General features: G+C 37.9%; 15 protein-coding genes. 4 read left to right on the top strand and 11 right to left on the bottom strand.

Going from position 1 to position 15,718, the window contains the following annotated elements; genetic code table 11:
* Window positions 1–277: 277 nt before the first annotated feature.
* Genes ORI89_RS14745 through ORI89_RS14735 form a run of 3 tightly spaced genes read right to left on the bottom strand, consistent with a single transcriptional unit; the run spans window position 278 to window position 2,193 of the window.
* Window positions 278–517, bottom strand: a complete 240-nt coding sequence (locus ORI89_RS14745) for a DUF3820 family protein (RefSeq protein WP_268231268.1) — start codon at window positions 515–517, stop codon at window positions 278–280.
* The gene (locus ORI89_RS14740; RefSeq protein WP_268231267.1) at window positions 498–1,247 is read right to left on the bottom strand and encodes a glycosyltransferase family 2 protein; all 750 of its coding nucleotides are present in this window, start codon (window positions 1,245–1,247) and stop codon (window positions 498–500) included. The genes ORI89_RS14745 and ORI89_RS14740 overlap by 20 nt, the downstream gene beginning before the upstream one ends.
* Window positions 1,248–1,272: 25 nt before the next feature.
* Entirely contained in the window at window positions 1,273–2,193 is a 921-nt protein-coding gene (locus ORI89_RS14735) for a sugar transferase (protein WP_268231266.1), read from the bottom strand.
* Between the two features lie 280 nt (window positions 2,194–2,473).
* Here ORI89_RS14735 and ORI89_RS14730 point away from each other — a divergent pair, with 280 nt between their 5' ends.
* From ORI89_RS14730 to ORI89_RS14720, 3 genes are read left to right on the top strand one after another with little or no spacing between them, the layout of a single operon-like run.
* Entirely contained in the window at window positions 2,474–3,604 is a 1,131-nt protein-coding gene (locus ORI89_RS14730; protein ID WP_268231265.1) for a DegT/DnrJ/EryC1/StrS family aminotransferase, read from the top strand.
* Window positions 3,601–4,173 (top strand): acyltransferase, encoded by a 573-nt coding sequence (locus ORI89_RS14725; RefSeq protein WP_268231264.1) that lies wholly within the window; start codon window positions 3,601–3,603, stop codon window positions 4,171–4,173. Before ORI89_RS14730 ends, ORI89_RS14725 begins: the two co-directional genes overlap by 4 nt.
* Before the next feature lie 5 nt (window positions 4,174–4,178).
* A complete protein-coding gene (locus ORI89_RS14720) occupies window positions 4,179–5,210 on the top strand; it encodes a Gfo/Idh/MocA family protein (RefSeq protein ID WP_268231263.1) in 1,032 nt (343 codons plus the stop codon).
* Here the strand turns inward: ORI89_RS14720 and ORI89_RS14715 are convergent.
* The 6 genes from ORI89_RS14715 to ORI89_RS14690 form a co-directional block, all read right to left on the bottom strand.
* Window positions 5,177–6,379 carry a glycosyltransferase family 4 protein gene (locus tag ORI89_RS14715; protein WP_268231262.1) on the bottom strand — a complete coding sequence of 401 codons (1,203 nt, stop codon included), beginning with the start codon at window positions 6,377–6,379 and terminating at the stop codon, window positions 5,177–5,179. The genes ORI89_RS14720 and ORI89_RS14715 overlap by 34 nt on opposite strands.
* A gap of 69 nt (window positions 6,380–6,448) precedes the next feature.
* Entirely contained in the window at window positions 6,449–7,798 is a 1,350-nt protein-coding gene (locus ORI89_RS14710; protein ID WP_268231261.1) for a flippase, read from the bottom strand.
* Between the two features lie 57 nt (window positions 7,799–7,855).
* Window positions 7,856–8,464, bottom strand: coding sequence for a hypothetical protein (locus ORI89_RS14705; RefSeq protein ID WP_268231260.1), 609 nt, complete (start codon window positions 8,462–8,464; stop codon window positions 7,856–7,858).
* A gap of 164 nt (window positions 8,465–8,628) precedes the next feature.
* Window positions 8,629–9,354 (bottom strand): YebC/PmpR family DNA-binding transcriptional regulator, encoded by a 726-nt coding sequence (locus tag ORI89_RS14700; protein ID WP_268231259.1) that lies wholly within the window; start codon window positions 9,352–9,354, stop codon window positions 8,629–8,631.
* Between the two features lie 4 nt (window positions 9,355–9,358).
* A complete protein-coding gene (locus tag ORI89_RS14695) occupies window positions 9,359–10,306 on the bottom strand; it encodes an NAD-dependent epimerase/dehydratase family protein (RefSeq protein WP_268231258.1) in 948 nt (315 codons plus the stop codon).
* A 41-nt stretch (window positions 10,307–10,347) separates the two neighbouring features.
* A complete protein-coding gene (locus tag ORI89_RS14690; protein WP_268231257.1) occupies window positions 10,348–12,009 on the bottom strand; it encodes a lamin tail domain-containing protein in 1,662 nt (553 codons plus the stop codon).
* Window positions 12,010–12,152: 143 nt separating this feature from the next.
* On the opposite strand from ORI89_RS14690, the gene ORI89_RS14685 reads away from it, so the two are divergent.
* On the top strand, window positions 12,153–13,145 hold the full coding sequence (locus ORI89_RS14685; protein WP_268231256.1) for an aspartate-semialdehyde dehydrogenase: 993 nt from the start codon (window positions 12,153–12,155) through the stop codon (window positions 13,143–13,145).
* A 91-nt stretch (window positions 13,146–13,236) separates the two neighbouring features.
* Here the strand turns inward: ORI89_RS14685 and ORI89_RS14680 are convergent, their stop codons facing one another.
* Entirely contained in the window at window positions 13,237–14,244 is a 1,008-nt protein-coding gene (locus tag ORI89_RS14680; protein WP_268231255.1) for a Kelch repeat-containing protein, read from the bottom strand.
* A gap of 3 nt (window positions 14,245–14,247) precedes the next feature.
* Complete coding sequence (locus ORI89_RS14675; RefSeq protein ID WP_268231254.1) at window positions 14,248–15,678, bottom strand: DUF4270 family protein; 1,431 nt, start codon at window positions 15,676–15,678, stop codon at window positions 14,248–14,250.
* Window positions 15,679–15,718 lie beyond the last annotated feature (40 nt).

Genomic DNA, 15,718 nt, shown 5'->3' with positions numbered 1-15,718 from the left:
GAGTAGTGTTACCCAAGCTGAGCAGTTCGTTAGTTGACTTTTCTACTCTGTTTTCTTTTTTAATTTTTCACCTATGAATTTTGGATTAAATTAGTATTTACAAGAGGCTTAATAAAAGGATTAAAGCGGGGGCATAGAGGTGAAGCTCTACTAAACTATATTAAAAGCATTATAGTAATTTTGTAAATTATTATGCATTTTAGGAATAGCAAAGTCGCTTTCTTTCAAGGAAATTCCTTCGTGTTTCTAGGCGTTTTTGAAGGAGCGCTTTGGACTATTAGGGTTTGTTAATTAAAGGCTTTAATAGATATTCCAGTCCGTTGAGCTTTATTTCGTAGAGGGTAGCTAGTTGTATTCCTAGTTTTCCGGGAGGAAAACCTTTATTATGAAACCATACAAGATATGGTTCCGGAAGATGACATAATAGCCATCCTTTGTATTTTCCAAAGGGCATTTTTGAATTGGCTAGTTCTACCAATATTTGTGGGTTGAGGAAATCAATCTCTTGTTTTGCCATTTTTTAAACGATATATAGCCAGTCGGCAAGCGATAATGGCATGGTTGAAAAGGGTGGGTATGAAGCCATAGTGTTTTTTGAATACATTGTAGCGCTCTATTAAGCTTTGTTTGTGCCTTTGTTGGGACATACCGCCCACTAGGTAGCGTGCAACATATTCGTTGAGATTGACAATTTTACTTGCTTTTTTTGCCATACGGATTACCCAGTCTATATCGGCACTCAATTGGTATTGCGTGTCGTAAGGTTCGGTTAGCTGGCGTTTTACATAAATAGCTTGATGGCATACATTCATGCCGTATTTAAACGATTGCCAGTTAAGCTCTTTTGGAGCCCTGTGCCTGCGGTCGCCTATAATATTTCTGTTTTCGTCTATGAGTTTGGTTTCGCCGTAATAGATGTCTGCATCATCATTCTTCTCAAAAATAGTTTTAAGAGTGTTAGTACTAAACAATTCATCGCCTGAGTTTAGGAAAAGCACATAATCGCCGGTAGCATGTGCCAACCCTTTATTCATGGCATCGTATATGCCATCATCTTTTTCGGAAACTAATATGTCAATATGTTCTCTGTAACGTTCAATAACATCAAGAGTGCCATCATTGGAAGCTCCGTCAATAATGATATATTCTATATCGTGAAAGCTTTGTTTGATGACAGATTGAATAGTGTATTCAATGTCTTTGACATTGTTGTATACGATTGTGATGATTGAAACTTTTGCGACCACTTTTTTAAAATTAACGCAAATTAACTTATTTATTTGATTGTTTTCCCATTTCTAACGGTCGGTTAGGTTTTTTTGTGATATATCGAAGTAGGCGGTATATTAAGGGGCCTTTTTTGTGTTTGTAAAACGATTTAATAGCTTCTAGTGCTGCTTTGTTTTCTTTTATTTCTGTTGGGAAATATTTTATTTTCGTGTTGGATAGAGTTGGAGTATACATTTCTTCGAGATAGGAGTTTTCTTGTTTATGCTCATTATGTAGGGGTGATATCATAGAAAATCGAGGGTAAAGTACCAAGCCATTTTGTTTAAATATATATAAATACCATGCTGTAGCCCAGGTTTTGAGCTGACTATTGTTGTGAAGCTCCCAAAAGTTTTGTTGGCCGTCTATATTTAAGGACTTGATTTCTTTTCTTTTTAATGTTATTTCTTTTTCCTGGAGGGTGAAATCTTTCCAAGCACGTTGCCAGGTTGCAAAACCCCAGGCGTTGCTCAGTCTGAAAAAAAATGTTTTTGGCAGACGTTTAGGGTGTTGTACGGGATACATATACCCACTTATGGAACGTATTTGTTCTTCGTGTTCGTATCGGATAAGAGCATCATTGAAGTAAGAAAGGGCGAAGGTAGATGTTTGTAGGTTGTCGGTTAGGACAATAGCTTTACCGTGTTTTTCGGTGATTTTAGAAACCGCATCAAATAGGTTTTCATCCACTCCTAGGTGGCGTTGCCGCTCGATTATGGTTATATGTTTAAACTCCCACGGCTCGCGCAATATAGAACGTAGTTTGTTAACATCCTCCACGCTGTCGGCATCTTTTGGGGCATCAGAAAATATGTACAGTAAAGATTCGGAGGCGTGAATGTTTTTTTCAAGCAATTGCAGCGTCTGTCTAGTCAGTTTGGGTTGATCATAGACACATAAAATGATAGGAGCGAGCTTTAACATTTGAATACACAAGCAATTTTCATACAAAAAGAGCTAAGCTAACAAAATAAAATCATTTCTTATAGGATGGTATAGCGATAACTTCCGTTTATTAGGAAGGTAAGACGCTATGTTATACCGTTTATGGGATAATCTCCGAAGGCGTCGGTCATTTTGTTTTAGTAGAGAGTTTATTATAAATTATGTTTTTCACGTATATTTGAGAAACCAAAATATGGCAGTGATTGCCTAGAGGTTTTCGGGTAAATATTTATTGATTAGCATAGAAATAAGGCATATAATGAGTAAAATAGAGATGGTTGATTTGAAGGGGCAATATCTACGTATAAAAGAAGAGGTTGATAGGGGTATTCAAGAGGTTATTGATGGGACTACTTTTATCAATGGGCCGCAGACTAAGCGTTTTGCAGTAGAGTTTGCTGACTATTTGCATGTCAAGCATGTTGTTCCATGTGGAAATGGAACAGATGCTTTGCAAATTGCTTTGATGGCGCTTGATTTAGAGCCAGGAGATGAAATTATAGTGCCTGCATTTACTTATGTAGCGACAGCAGAGGTGATTAAGCTGTTGGGATTGCATGTTGTTATGGCAGAAGTAGATCCTGATACATTTATGTTGACTGCAGAGGAGATTGAAAAACTAGTGACTCCTCGAACAAAAGTTGTAATTCCGGTTCACCTATATGGTCAAAGTGCTCCAATGGAATCTATCATGGCTCTTTCTGAGAAACATGGTTTTTATGTTGTTGAAGATGCTGCACAGTCTATTGGAGCAGTATATACGTTTGCAGACGGCAGAACGGCTCATGTAGGAACGATAGGGCATTTGGGTTGCACTTCTTTTTTCCCGTCTAAAAACTTGGGCTGTTATGGCGATGGTGGTGCCGTGATGAGTAATGATGAGCAGTTGGGTGAACGGGCATGGCGTATCGCAAATCATGGACAGGCTAAAAAATATCATCATAGCTTGGTAGGGTGTAACTCCCGTTTGGACAGTATACAAGCGGCTGTTTTATTGGCCAAGCTACCCTATTTGGATAGTTATTGTAAGGCAAGGGCTGCGGTGGCGCAAGCTTATGATACGGCGTTTGAAGACCTGGAGTGGTTAGAAGTACCCAAACGTTGTGGCAACTCTACGCATGTTTTTCATCAATATACTATAAAAGTAGTTGCTGAAGAGGATAGAGATCTTTTGAAGGAACATTTACAGAGCTTAGGAATACCAAGTATGGTTTATTACCCTATACCTCTGCACCAACAGGAAGCTTTTAAGGATGTACGTTACCCCTTGGGAAGCTTCCCGATCAGTGAACAATTATGTAAATGTGTTTTATCTCTACCAATACATACGGAGATGAAAACAGAAGTGTTAGAGGTGATAATTGCAGGTGTTAAAAGCTTTAAGTTATGAGTTACTTTGTGCATGAATCGTCTTTTGTAGATGAAGGTAGTTTGATCGGTGTGGGAACAAAGATATGGCATTTTTCACATATTATGTCCGGCTGTGTTATAGGAGAAAGCTGTAATATTGGGCAGAATGTAGTGGTGTCGCCAGATGTTATTTTAGGGCGTAATGTGAAGGTGCAGAATAACGTTTCTATTTACACGGGAGTTATTTGTGCAGATGATGTTTTCTTAGGGCCATCCATGGTTTTTACGAATATAACAAATCCTAGGAGTGCAATCATCCGAAGAGAACAGTATGCGAAAACTTATGTAGGGCAAGGAGCATCTATAGGTGCGAATGCAACAATTATTTGTGGTAATAATATTGGAAAGTATGCGCTGATTGGGGCGGGTGCTGTTGTGACTAAAGATGTGCCGGATTATGCATTGTTAGTTGGTAATCCAGCTAAGCAAATAGGTTGGGTAGGAGAATATGGACATAGGTTAGAGTTTGATGGTGAGGGTATTGCTGTATGCTGGGAAAGCAAACAGCAATATAAGATCGAGGGGGAGAAAGTAAGCAGAATTAAGTAGTAAATATGAGCGATAGAAAAATAGCTTTTGCTGTAGTAGGCTGCGGGCATATAGGTAAACGGCACGCAGAAGTCATCAGAAGAAATGAAGAAGCGCAATTAATGGCTTTAATTGATATAAAACCGAAAGAGAAATTAGGTATAGAGGCCTACGATGTTCCTTTTTTTAGTTCACTAACGGATTTTCTTGAAAGTGATCTTGATGTAGATGTGGTTACTGTGGCTACACCTAATGGTTATCATGCGGAGCAGGCCATGGCCGTTTTGGAAGCGCGTAAACATGTTGTTGTTGAAAAACCAATGTCGTTAACAAAGAGTGACGCCGAGAAGATTATATTTAAGGCTCTGCAGGTAAATAAGCATGTCTTTGGCGTTATGCAGAATCGTTATTCGCCACCATCGGTATGGATTAAAGAGCTTTTGGAAAGTGGAAAGTTGGGAAAAATATATATGGTTCAGATAAACTGTTACTGGAATAGGGACGAACGTTATTATACGGCGGATAGTTGGCATGGCAAGCAGGATTTGGACGGAGGAACTTTGTTTACTCAGTTTTCCCATTTTATAGATATTATGTATTGGTTATTTGGAGATATCAAGAATATCCAGGGACGTTTTGCTGATAATAATCATGCTGATCTTACGGATTTTGAAGATTCGGGGATGGTTTCTTTTGATTTTGTAAATGGGGGAATGGGAAGTTTAAGTTATTCGACCTCTGTTTGGGAGAAAAACCTAGAAAGTTCAATGACTATTATTGGCGAACTCGGCTCTGTAAAGATAGGTGGTCAATATATGGATACTGTAGAGGTGTGTCATGTTAAAGATTATGTGATGCCCACACTGGCACCTACAAATCCAGGGAATGATTATGGCGCTTATAAAGGATCCGCATCTAATCATCATTATGTTGTAGAAAATGTGGTTAATGTATTAAAAGGAGGGACTTCTATTTCTACCAATGCCTTGGAAGGAATGAAGGTGGTTGAGATAATTGAACGTATTTATGCACTGAAAGCATCGTCAATAGTAGTTTGACATATTCGTGTATAGCGAAGGTATTCTTGTGCTGTTTTCTCTGCTCCTAACTTCATACTATGGTATAGATTTTTATCTTTTTTTATTGTTTTAATCCAATGTGCGATAGTAGGAGTGTTTATCTCGTCTTTTTTTAACACGATGATATTGTCGTTTCTGTTTAAGTAGGTCGGGTCTTGGTTGCCAGCATCGCCGAGTATCAGCGGTAAATACATTCCGATGCTTTGTTGCCATAGTACTGATTGGCTGGACGGATAAACGGCCAGATCAGCTGCATGCATATAGGTTAAGATCTCCTGGCCCGATAGCCAGCCTAAAAACTTTACGTTTGTATTAGCTATTTTTTTTAATTTATTAGCATATGCTTCTTCTTTTGCAGATGCAGCACCAAATATGAGGACGTGTATTTGGTGATCCTTTAGTAAGTTTGTAGCTTCGAGAAGTAGTTCGGTTCGTTTTTCTTCATTAAACTTACCTCCTGATATGATTAAAAAATCGTCATCTTTGATACCTATTTTATTGCGTATGTCTTCTCGGTCTGTATTTTGGCGTATGTCATCTGCCACTATCTCATCATAGCCAAGTGGTAATAAACGTGTTTTTTGCGCAGGAACTCCATATATTTCTTGTATGAAATCTATACCATTAGGGACAATAGGGTAAACAACTGTTATATATTTTAGGTAGGCTTTTAAATAGTTTTTACGTATGAACCCGTGCAGAATGTGCAATGATTTCCAAGATTGTCCTATATTGGAATAGTCGATGTGAAAATCCATGATGATCCGGGTGTTTTTGTTCTTTTTTTTGAAAGGAATTACCTCATGTAGATTTAAAGAAAGATTATGGAAATAAATTAAATCTGGAGCAATTTCTTCTACCCGTTGCCGTATGTTGGTATAAAGCTTGAAAAGCTTTTTATATTTAAAACGGAATGCTGTCCGGTATATAGTGGCATAGCCGTCTGTTTCTGTATAGGCTGCCTCAGGGTTATGATTTATATCGTTAATATAGTTGAATACATCAGTGAAGTTGTTAGCTATAATATGCACTTCATGACCCATTAATGCATAATATTTAGCGATCATGTTCTCTTGGTATTGTTGACTAATGCCATAGAAATCACAAATCATCAAAATTTTTAGTTTTTTATTTGCTGGCAACCCCATACATTTTTAAAAGTTTTGTTTATCGCTGTCAAAATTAGAAAATACATTCTGAAAAGAGGAATGCTTATTCTACCGTTTTTTAGTGAAAAAGCGCTGTAAGGAATGTGCAAAAAATAATCCTTTAAGCATAGCAAACCCTTGTTGTCGGGATTGTGGATAAATGAAAACTGAGAAAGCGGTAATGAAATAGGCTATCAATGTGCCATATGCCGCCCCTAAGATGCCGTATTTTGGAATTAGAAGTATGTTTAAAAGTATGTTACTACCTGCGCCAAACAAAGTGCGGTAGAGACTGATTTTTGTGAGCCCTTCGGCAATCAGGTATTGGGAGTTGGCTGTGGATAGAAATGCAAACACACCCGACCAAATATGGATCTGAAGGACAGGTATACCCTGCATAAATTCAGGACGTTTATTGTATATCAAAGAAAATAGTGTAGGTGTGATAAAAGTCATTATGATTGCAATGGACAGGCTGATAAAGGCCATAAGTTCGTAGAGATTACTTAGCCTTTTGTAGTATAAAATGGGGTCTTGGATGCGGTAATTCATGATAGCAGGAAATAGTGCCGCAGATATAGCTGCTGGGATAAAATACCAGCTTTCACTATACTGAACCACAGTGCTATAAACTCCCAGATCTGTTGACCCTAGCATAGAGCCAATCATGAGTTGGTCTATTTTCAGGTAGATTGTAGCGAATATAGTCGATAGTGCAAGTGGCCAACCTAAAAGTAGAAGTCTTTTTGCAACGACCGAGTTGTATTTCCATGTAAAAATGCTGTTTCCCTTTTTTTTGTATACGGCAATATAACCTAGCTGAATAATGAGTACATCGAAAAACAAACTGCCTATGAGGTAGTCGATTGGAGCTTTGAGATATATAAGCAGGGCTTTGAATAGTACAGAGATTATATTTCCACCTACTTGTACGAGCATGATGTATTTTCCTTCTGCTCGGGATTGAAAGTAGCTGTCTATAATTTGTATAGCTTGTATAATGCAGGTCAATGATACAAAAGCCAGTTGAGGAAAGGAGGCTGCCAATGGTTCTGGTGATATATTGACGACAATAAAGTAGGCAGCATATATGAGCGGTAGCGCTATTAAACCACCCATTAAGCGTAATCTAAAGGCGGAGCCGAGGAGGACGTCTTTTAAATGGGGCTTTCTTAATAATTCACGGGTAACCAAACCTTCTGTTCCTAATGTACAAACTCCTGCAAAGAAGGCTAAAAACATTAAGGGGTAGTTGTATGTGCCCACTAAGCTTGCTCCTAGATAGTTGGGGAGTAATACCGCTGTTACTAGCATTTTAATAAATAAAGAACCGACACGTGCAAGCATCAGCCAACTGGTGTTTTTAAAGTATTTATTAAATGCTTCGGTATTAAAGCCTGGTAATGTTGGTGTTCTCATACGGATACAAACCTACTTAAATATTTAGATAGACAGGTGGCATGAAGAGGAATAGAATTATTGGGTTCCTTCTGAATTATTTTTTGGTTTTGTTAGCCCTGCCTTGAACCTTGGTTTAAAGCCAGTGGGTTTTGCTGCCTGTTCAGTTGTTTCTTTTTGTAGTTCCTGTTGTTCTATTGCTGTTTTTTGTACAGGGGTTGTTGCTGCCTTGAACCTTGGTTTAAAGCCAGTGGGTTTTGCTACCTGTTCAGTTGTTTCTTTTTGTAGTTCCTGTTGTTCTATTGCTGGTTTTGTTAGTCCTGCCTTGAACCTTGGTTTAAAGCCTGTAGGTTTTGCTGTCTGTTCTGTTGTTTCTTTTTGTAGAGGGGCTGCTGCTGCCTTAAAACGAGGTTTGAAGGTTGTTGGAACAGTGCTCTGTTGTTGTATAGGTGGTGTTGAAGGCTTTGAAGCTTGTGTTGTAGTTTGTTTCCCTAGATCAGGGGAAATCTCTTTAAGTAAGTATGTTTTACGTAGTTTATTGAACCAGAATTTCTTGGTGTGGTCGAAACTTTTTGGCCCCATCTGAGCATAGTGATCTTCAAATTCTCTATATAGAGAAGGGTTTTCAGCTAAAAGTACAGTGAGATCTATTTTCTTTTTGGCAAAAAACTCTTCGAAGGTCATCATGTCATAAAATTAATAAATAAACAGTACGCTATACTTTTAGACCTTTTAGTGTCTGCTTCCTTTTCCAATCAGCGTGAAGTAGTTTAATACTAAAGGTACTATAAACTTAAATAAAATAATAATAAAGAGTAATTATTACTCTTTATTATTATTTGTTGGGTTGTTTAATCCATATTGTGGTAGACGGCCTGTACGTCGTCATCGTCTTCGATTTTATCGATTAATTTGAGGACATCTGCTGCTTGCTCCTCGGAAAGAGAACTGTGGGATAAGGATATGCGTTCTAGTTTTGCAGATTTTACTTCAATCCCTTTTTCTTCTAAAAGACTTTGCATATTTCCAAAGTCTTCAAAAGATGTCTGAACGACAACAATGTCGTTGTTTTCTTCATCGGATTCTATATATAATTCTTCTAAACCTCCGTCAATAAGTTCAAGTTCAAGCTCGTCTGTGTCAAGTTCTTCGGATGCTGCAAAGCGAAAGATCGACTTGCGTTGAAATATAAAGTCTAATGATCCTGTTTTACCTAAAGATCCTCCAGCTTTTGTAAAGTAGCTTCTTATATTCGCTACGGTGCGGTTGGTGTTATCGGTCGCAGTTTCAATTAATACAGGAACACCATGTGGACCATATCCTTCATATATGTATTCTTCATAACCTTGTGCATCTTTTTCAGAAGCTCTTTTAATAGCTGCTTCAACACGGTCTTTAGGCATGTTGACAGCCTTTGCGTTCTGTATAGCTGTGCGTAGGCGAGAGTTGTTTTCAGGGTGCGGGCCGCCTTCTTTTACAGCCATTGCTATTTCCTTGCCTAAACGTGTAAATTGTACGGCCATCTTGGCCCAACGTTTAAATTTTCTTTCTTTTCTGAATTCGAAGGCTCTGCCCATTGTATTATAATTTTGTTTTGAGGTTTTTGATCATATCTTCTGTCATTGTTTTTAGATCAAACGTTGGTTCCCAGTTCCAATCTTTACGAGCTTGGGAGTCATCTATACTGCCTGGCCATGAGTCGGCTATAGCTTGACGCGGATCGTTATCGACATAAGATATTTCAAAATTAGGAAGAATTTTTTTAATTTCTTCTGCAATCATGGCCGGAGTGAATGAAATTCCTGCTAAATTATAGCTGGAACGAATAGAAAGCTGTTCTGCCGGTGCATCCATAAGTTCGATTGTTCCCCTTACTGCGTCATCCATATACAACATTGGGAGTTCAGTATTTGCAGACAGGAAGCAATCGTATTTATCATGCTTTATGCCTTCAAAAAAGATATCTACAGCGTAGTCTGTTGTTCCTCCCCCAGGAGCTGTTTTCCATGATATGATGCCGGGATAACGCACACTACGGATATCTAAGTCATATTTTTCATGATAGTATTCGCATAAGCGTTCGCCAGCGAGCTTACTGATTCCGTAGATACTGTTAGGATCCATTACGCAATATTGAGGAGTATTGGACTTCGGCGAGTTTGGTCCAAATACAGCTATTGAACTTGGCCAGAAAATCTTTTTAATACTCAATTCTATTGCTAGGTCTAGTACGTTCAGTAAGCCGTTCATGTTTAGGTCCCATGCTTTCTGTGGGTACTTCTCACCTGTAGCAGATAACATTGCTGCTAGTAGATATATTTGTGTGGGTTTGTATTTTTCTAGCAAGGCTTTAACAGCTTGCTTGTCCAATACATTTATTGTTTCGAAAATTTCGCCTTCTTTAAGTATTTCAGGCACTCTTATATCTGATGTGATAACATTATCACTGCCAAATTTTTGGCGGAGGGCTAAAGCCAATTCTGATCCGATCTGACCATTGGCGCCTATTATAATAATACGCTCTTTCATTGATGCAAATATAGCGTATTTTTCAGCTTTTATTCAAAGACTTATTTCACATTTACTAGTAAAAAACTACTTTTGTACGCCTTTGTGTAGCCTTCTGCCGTATAAACTTCGGCTTTCATGATGTATATACCAGGGCCACATAAAGAACCATTTTCGTGCAAACCATCCCAGTTTATGCTGCCCTTATTTCCGCTACTTTTGTTACGAATCAATCGATTGACAAGTCTACCTTTGTCATTAAATATGCTGATGTTTAGCATTGGGTTTTTAACATTAAACTCATACCTTATTTCGAGACTATCTTCGAATCCATCACCGTTTGGAGAGAAAGATCGTGAAAGTAAATAAACATTGTTTTTTGACACTATTTCTACTGTGTTTTTTGAATTTATGTAACCAGGGGTAGCGCCACCGGATAAGGCAGATGCAGATGTGAAATTGCCAAAGCCGTTAGTCGGTTGATTGTAATCTTGACGCTCAAGAGAAAAACCTTTTGGGTTATTTAAAAGAGGCTGGTGCATTTTACTGGTGTAATATAGGCTATCTATAGTTTGTTGTTGGTAGTTAAGTATAACTTCTCCTTGCTCATTCGTGTAGTTGGGTAAACTGGGGATTTGTATAATTTTGTCTGCTATTGCATTTGGGTAGTGGTTGATGGTGCTCTCGCTATTAGTTGTGAAAACGAGAAAGTCGTCTATGTCTAAGAGTAAAAATTGGTCGGTTAAGGGTTTTTTATTTAAAAACCAATTTTGGAGGTTAATGCTTCGTCCCGATCTGTTATATATTTCTACAAAGTCGGCTCCGCCCTGTTTGGGATTAAAAAGGACCTCATTTATGATTACGTCATTAAATGATGGGGGGCTTGTTAGAAATATAGGAGCAGTGATGTTTTGTGTTCCGTGACACCAATATATATTGTTAAGGTATACTTGATATAGGCGATTGGAAGGTATTTCTTTACTAGATATAAGTTTTAAAGTGTTGTTTTCGAGCACAAGGTCTACTATCTTAATATCAGCAGGTTCTATTATGGGTTGAATATTATTAATTTCGTCTAAGAAGTCTATACTTAAGTTAAATTGTAAAAATATGGTATTACCACTAACAGAGCTTGATGTGACTTGTAATTGGGGCCAGTAATTCTCGTTCCATACACTGTTACGCTCACCTGGTGTGCCCCCCATGGGGGATTCTGATGCGATCCAGTTGCTGCTTTCATTGCAATTGATATTAGGGTTTATTCGCTCTAAGCTCCATCCGCCAGAGCGCTTACTATTATTTCGGTACCAAGTTGAATCGTATGTAAGGCTGTCTGTTGTGACTGATGTAGGGCTGTATATTTTTAAAGAGCCTTGGTTGTTGTTAAGTTTCTGCCAATTGCTGATTGGTATAGTGTTTCCGAATCGCTCAAAGGTTGAGCTGCTATTTAAATCTGACAGAATAACAAATTGCTTGCTTGATAAGTAGATGTCGGGTAAATTAATGAGCTTGTTGTTAATAGTGAGTGTGTATCCTTTTAAATTAATGGCTTTGTTGCCTTTGTTGTAAAGTTCAATGTATTCATGGGGAGGTAGCTTTCCGTTTGTGGGATTAACCATGAGTTCTGTAATTATGATTTCACCATATAATATTGCAGGTTGTATTGTCGATATTAAAACAAAAAGGAGGTATTTTTGTGTTTTTTTTATTAAATAAACGATCATAACACTAAAGTTTGAAACAAAGCGACAAAATGTTGTTTTTTTACTATAACATGCTAGATAATAAGCGGCTTATTTCGTATGTTTGGCTAATAAGTGAATATAAACATTATTTAATAATTTCTATCACAAAACTAATTTAAAATATGAAAGTGGCAGTAGTGGGCGCAACAGGCCTAGTAGGTACAGAAATCTTAACCGTTCTAGCAGAACGTAATTTTCCGGTAACAGAATTAATTCCAGTGGCTTCAGAACGTAGTAAGGGTAAGGAAATCGAGTTCAAGGGAAAGAAGTATAAGATTGTGACGCCGGCAGAAGCTATTGCTTTAAAACCGGACGTTGCCTTGTTTTCCGCTGGTGGTGGTACGTCAACGACGTACGCTCCGCAATATGCAGAGGCAGGTATTACTATAATAGATAACTCTTCTGCATGGAGAATGGATCCGACAAAGAAATTAGTTGTTCCAGAAGTTAATGGAGATGTTTTGTCTGCTGCGGATAAGATTATAGCAAATCCAAATTGTTCAACGACACAGATGGTTGTGGTGTTAAAGCCCTTACATGATAAGTATAAAATTAAGCGCGTTGTTGTCTCTACTTATCAATCTGTAACCGGGACAGGTGTTCAAGCTGTTGAGCAGCTCATGGATGAGCGTGCCGGTAAGTTCGATGGAGAAAAGGCATATCCTTATCAGATTGACCTGAATGTTATTCCGCATATTGATGTTTTTCAAGAGAACGGATATACAAAAGAGGAGATGAAGATGATTGAGGAAACGAATAAGATTTTAGGAGATGATAGCATCCGGGTAACGGCAACTACTGTGCGTATACCTGTTATGGGAGGGCACTCTGAGTCTGTGAATATTGAATTTGAAAATGATTTTGAACTAAAAGATGTTCGTCGTGTACTTGAAGAGCAAGAGGGGGTTGTGGTGGTTGATGATACAGCCAACTTGAAATATCCAATGCCTAAAGATGCACATGGTAAAGATGAGGTTTTTGTTGGGAGAATTCGTCGTGATGAATCACAAAGCAATACACTTAATCTCTGGATAGTTGCTGATAATCTTAGAAAGGGAGCCGCAACAAATGCTGTACAGGTGGCAGAACTTTTGGTTAAGAAGGGGTTGATTTAGTAGTACTCCAATTATATTATAGGAGATCATAATAATAAAAACGGGAAGCAAATTTGCTTCCCGTTTTTAATTATGAAAGTTTGCTAATTTATTAGCGAACCGGAGTAAATTCCCAAGTGTTGTCAAAGATGAATGAACCATTCATTCCTGTGGTAAGGTAGCCTTTTCCGTCAATTGTAAAAGCTACAGCCTTTTCACGAGCATCAGCAGGAAGTGCCTGATGTTTATCTGTCCATGAGTTTGTTGATGGATCAAACTTCCAAACTGAATTTGTTATACTTGAACCACTTTTTCCACTTACTACGTATGCGTATTTACCAATCACAAATGATGCTGCATTATATTTTCTAGCGTCATATGTGAAAGAGGCCTCATCTCTTTTCAAGTCAGGTAATGCTGTCCATTCTTTTCCGTCAAATGAATAAAAGTCTTCCGGTAAGTTGGCGCTGTTTGCATATCCTCCACCTACATAGGCTTTTCCGTCAATTACGAAAGCAAAAGCAAAAGCTTTCTTGTATTTAAATGATGAACTGATTTGTGACCACTCATCCGTTTTTGGATCATACTTATAGAAGTCGCTAAACTTTGCGTCAGTTTTAGTTGTTCCTAAACCTACATAAGCGTTGCCTCCCAAGGTAAAAGCAACTGCGCCGTAACGTGCCCTTCCTGGGAAGTCCTTAATTTTGGACCACTGTTGACCTTTTGCTTTAGTAGGGTCATATTTATAGAAATCGTTAAGGTCTTCTTTCCCGTCGGAGCCAAGACCGACATATCCAATACCATCAATGGCAAAACCAACGGCCATTTGACGCGCTGTTCCTGGGAAATCTTCAATATCTGTCCAGCTTTTTCCGTTGAAAGATGAACCATCATTTACTGCTCCTTCATTTTTTACAAATCCCCCCACTACATAAGCTACATTGTTAATTGTAAAAGATGCAGCTCCATTTCTGGGATCATTTGTGAATACGACTGATCTTTCCCACTCTGTTGGCCCTGAGTCGGTTTGCTCATCATCTTTGTTTTTTTTACAAGAATTAAAAGATGTGATCGCTATAGAGCAGACTAAGATTAACAATAGCCAATTCTTCTTATTCATAAATTATTTAAATTTAGTGTACAATATATTCAATTTTACTGCAGGTTTATTATTTTCTATAGCAATCATTGCCGTATTAAAAGTATTTAATAAACCAAGAGGTGCTGCACTGCTCGTGTTTGCGCCCGGATACATGGGGTTGGAACTTTCTGCAGTAGGTTGTGGGACACTCAAATAAAGTGATGTTTCATCATAAATATTTGATGTTTTTAGTCTTTTTAGATAGCTGATCATGTTGAAACGGTATGTGCTATTTTTGCCATAATCGTTGCCGGGGACAAAAGATGCAAGTTGGACCGAGCCAACATAGGGGGTCTCTATGAATGATGTAGGTACGCCATTATGATCGGCTACGAATAACATTAATCTGTTGGCTAACGGATACATTGTGTTTATAGGAGAACTTGTTTCAATAATCAGCTCAGCTTTGTTAATAGAAATTTTATCATCAGATATAAAATCTTTTAACGAAGGAAAGGTCAGTTTCGCTACAGTACCGGTGCCTGCTTGTACATAGGTAAGGCCCGACGTTGCTGTCGTACTTAATTCTTTGTTATTTATATTCAGAGCTTCAAAGGCTGTGCCTTGTCGATCGTATTCGATATTATTATATTGAAAAGAACGATCTACAATAGTAAGCTCTTTGTGTTCATTTTTTGTAAACCCGTCAGTGCCGACGTAGCTGTAATTGAGATTTACCTGCACCGTATCACTTAATCCGAGAATTACTGTGTTGTTGTCGTCAGGAATTAAAGCTAGACCTTTAAAGTATTCTCGAAAATTTTGATTGGACGAAACTTTCAGATCATTACTTTGAATAAGGTCAAATAGACTTTGTCCAATCTGTTGGTCTAAATCTATTTTTAACGAATCGGTTGATTTTATCTCCGGAGAGAAAGTAATCTGACCTATAGGAGTATTATTGTAGGCGAATTTTTGTTTAGAAAAAATAGATGGACGAGTAACATATATTGGAATCGCTAAGTTTTGTATGCCACCTGTTAATGTGGTTAGCTCTAAATCTTGTGTTACTTGGTGGACGGTTATTTTTTGATTTTTAGTGGTGTCGCCATAATAATATCTTGCCCTATTCGGGCGTAATACTAAGGTTAGTGATTCAAACTCTGCAGTTTGCGGAATCAAGTTGTCTATTTCGGTGAAACCTAGTTGAAACAAGGATGATGATTTAACAGACCCTATCTCATTGACATCTGCCTTACCAACTAAGAGAAGTCCAGAGTTGGAAGATGGAAGGTTGTCTAACTGTACTGTAGAGGTATTAACGGTAAATGAATCAACAGATGAGACAGCAACTTTATCGCCAATAGAATTATCAAGCATTACATTCATATCTTTGTCACAAGATGATGCTATTAATAATGCAAAAAAAGGTAAAGCGAAAATGTTGAATTTTCTTTTACTAAAATGACTCATATTTATCGTTTGACTGGCAAAAGTAATCAAATAGAACTGT

The sequence above is a fragment of the Sphingobacterium sp. UT-1RO-CII-1 genome, from assembly GCF_026711005.1.
Classification (GTDB): domain Bacteria; phylum Bacteroidota; class Bacteroidia; order Sphingobacteriales; family Sphingobacteriaceae; genus Sphingobacterium.
Note: the sequence above shows the minus strand (reverse complement) of the source record. Positions and strands in the feature narration are given on the sequence as shown.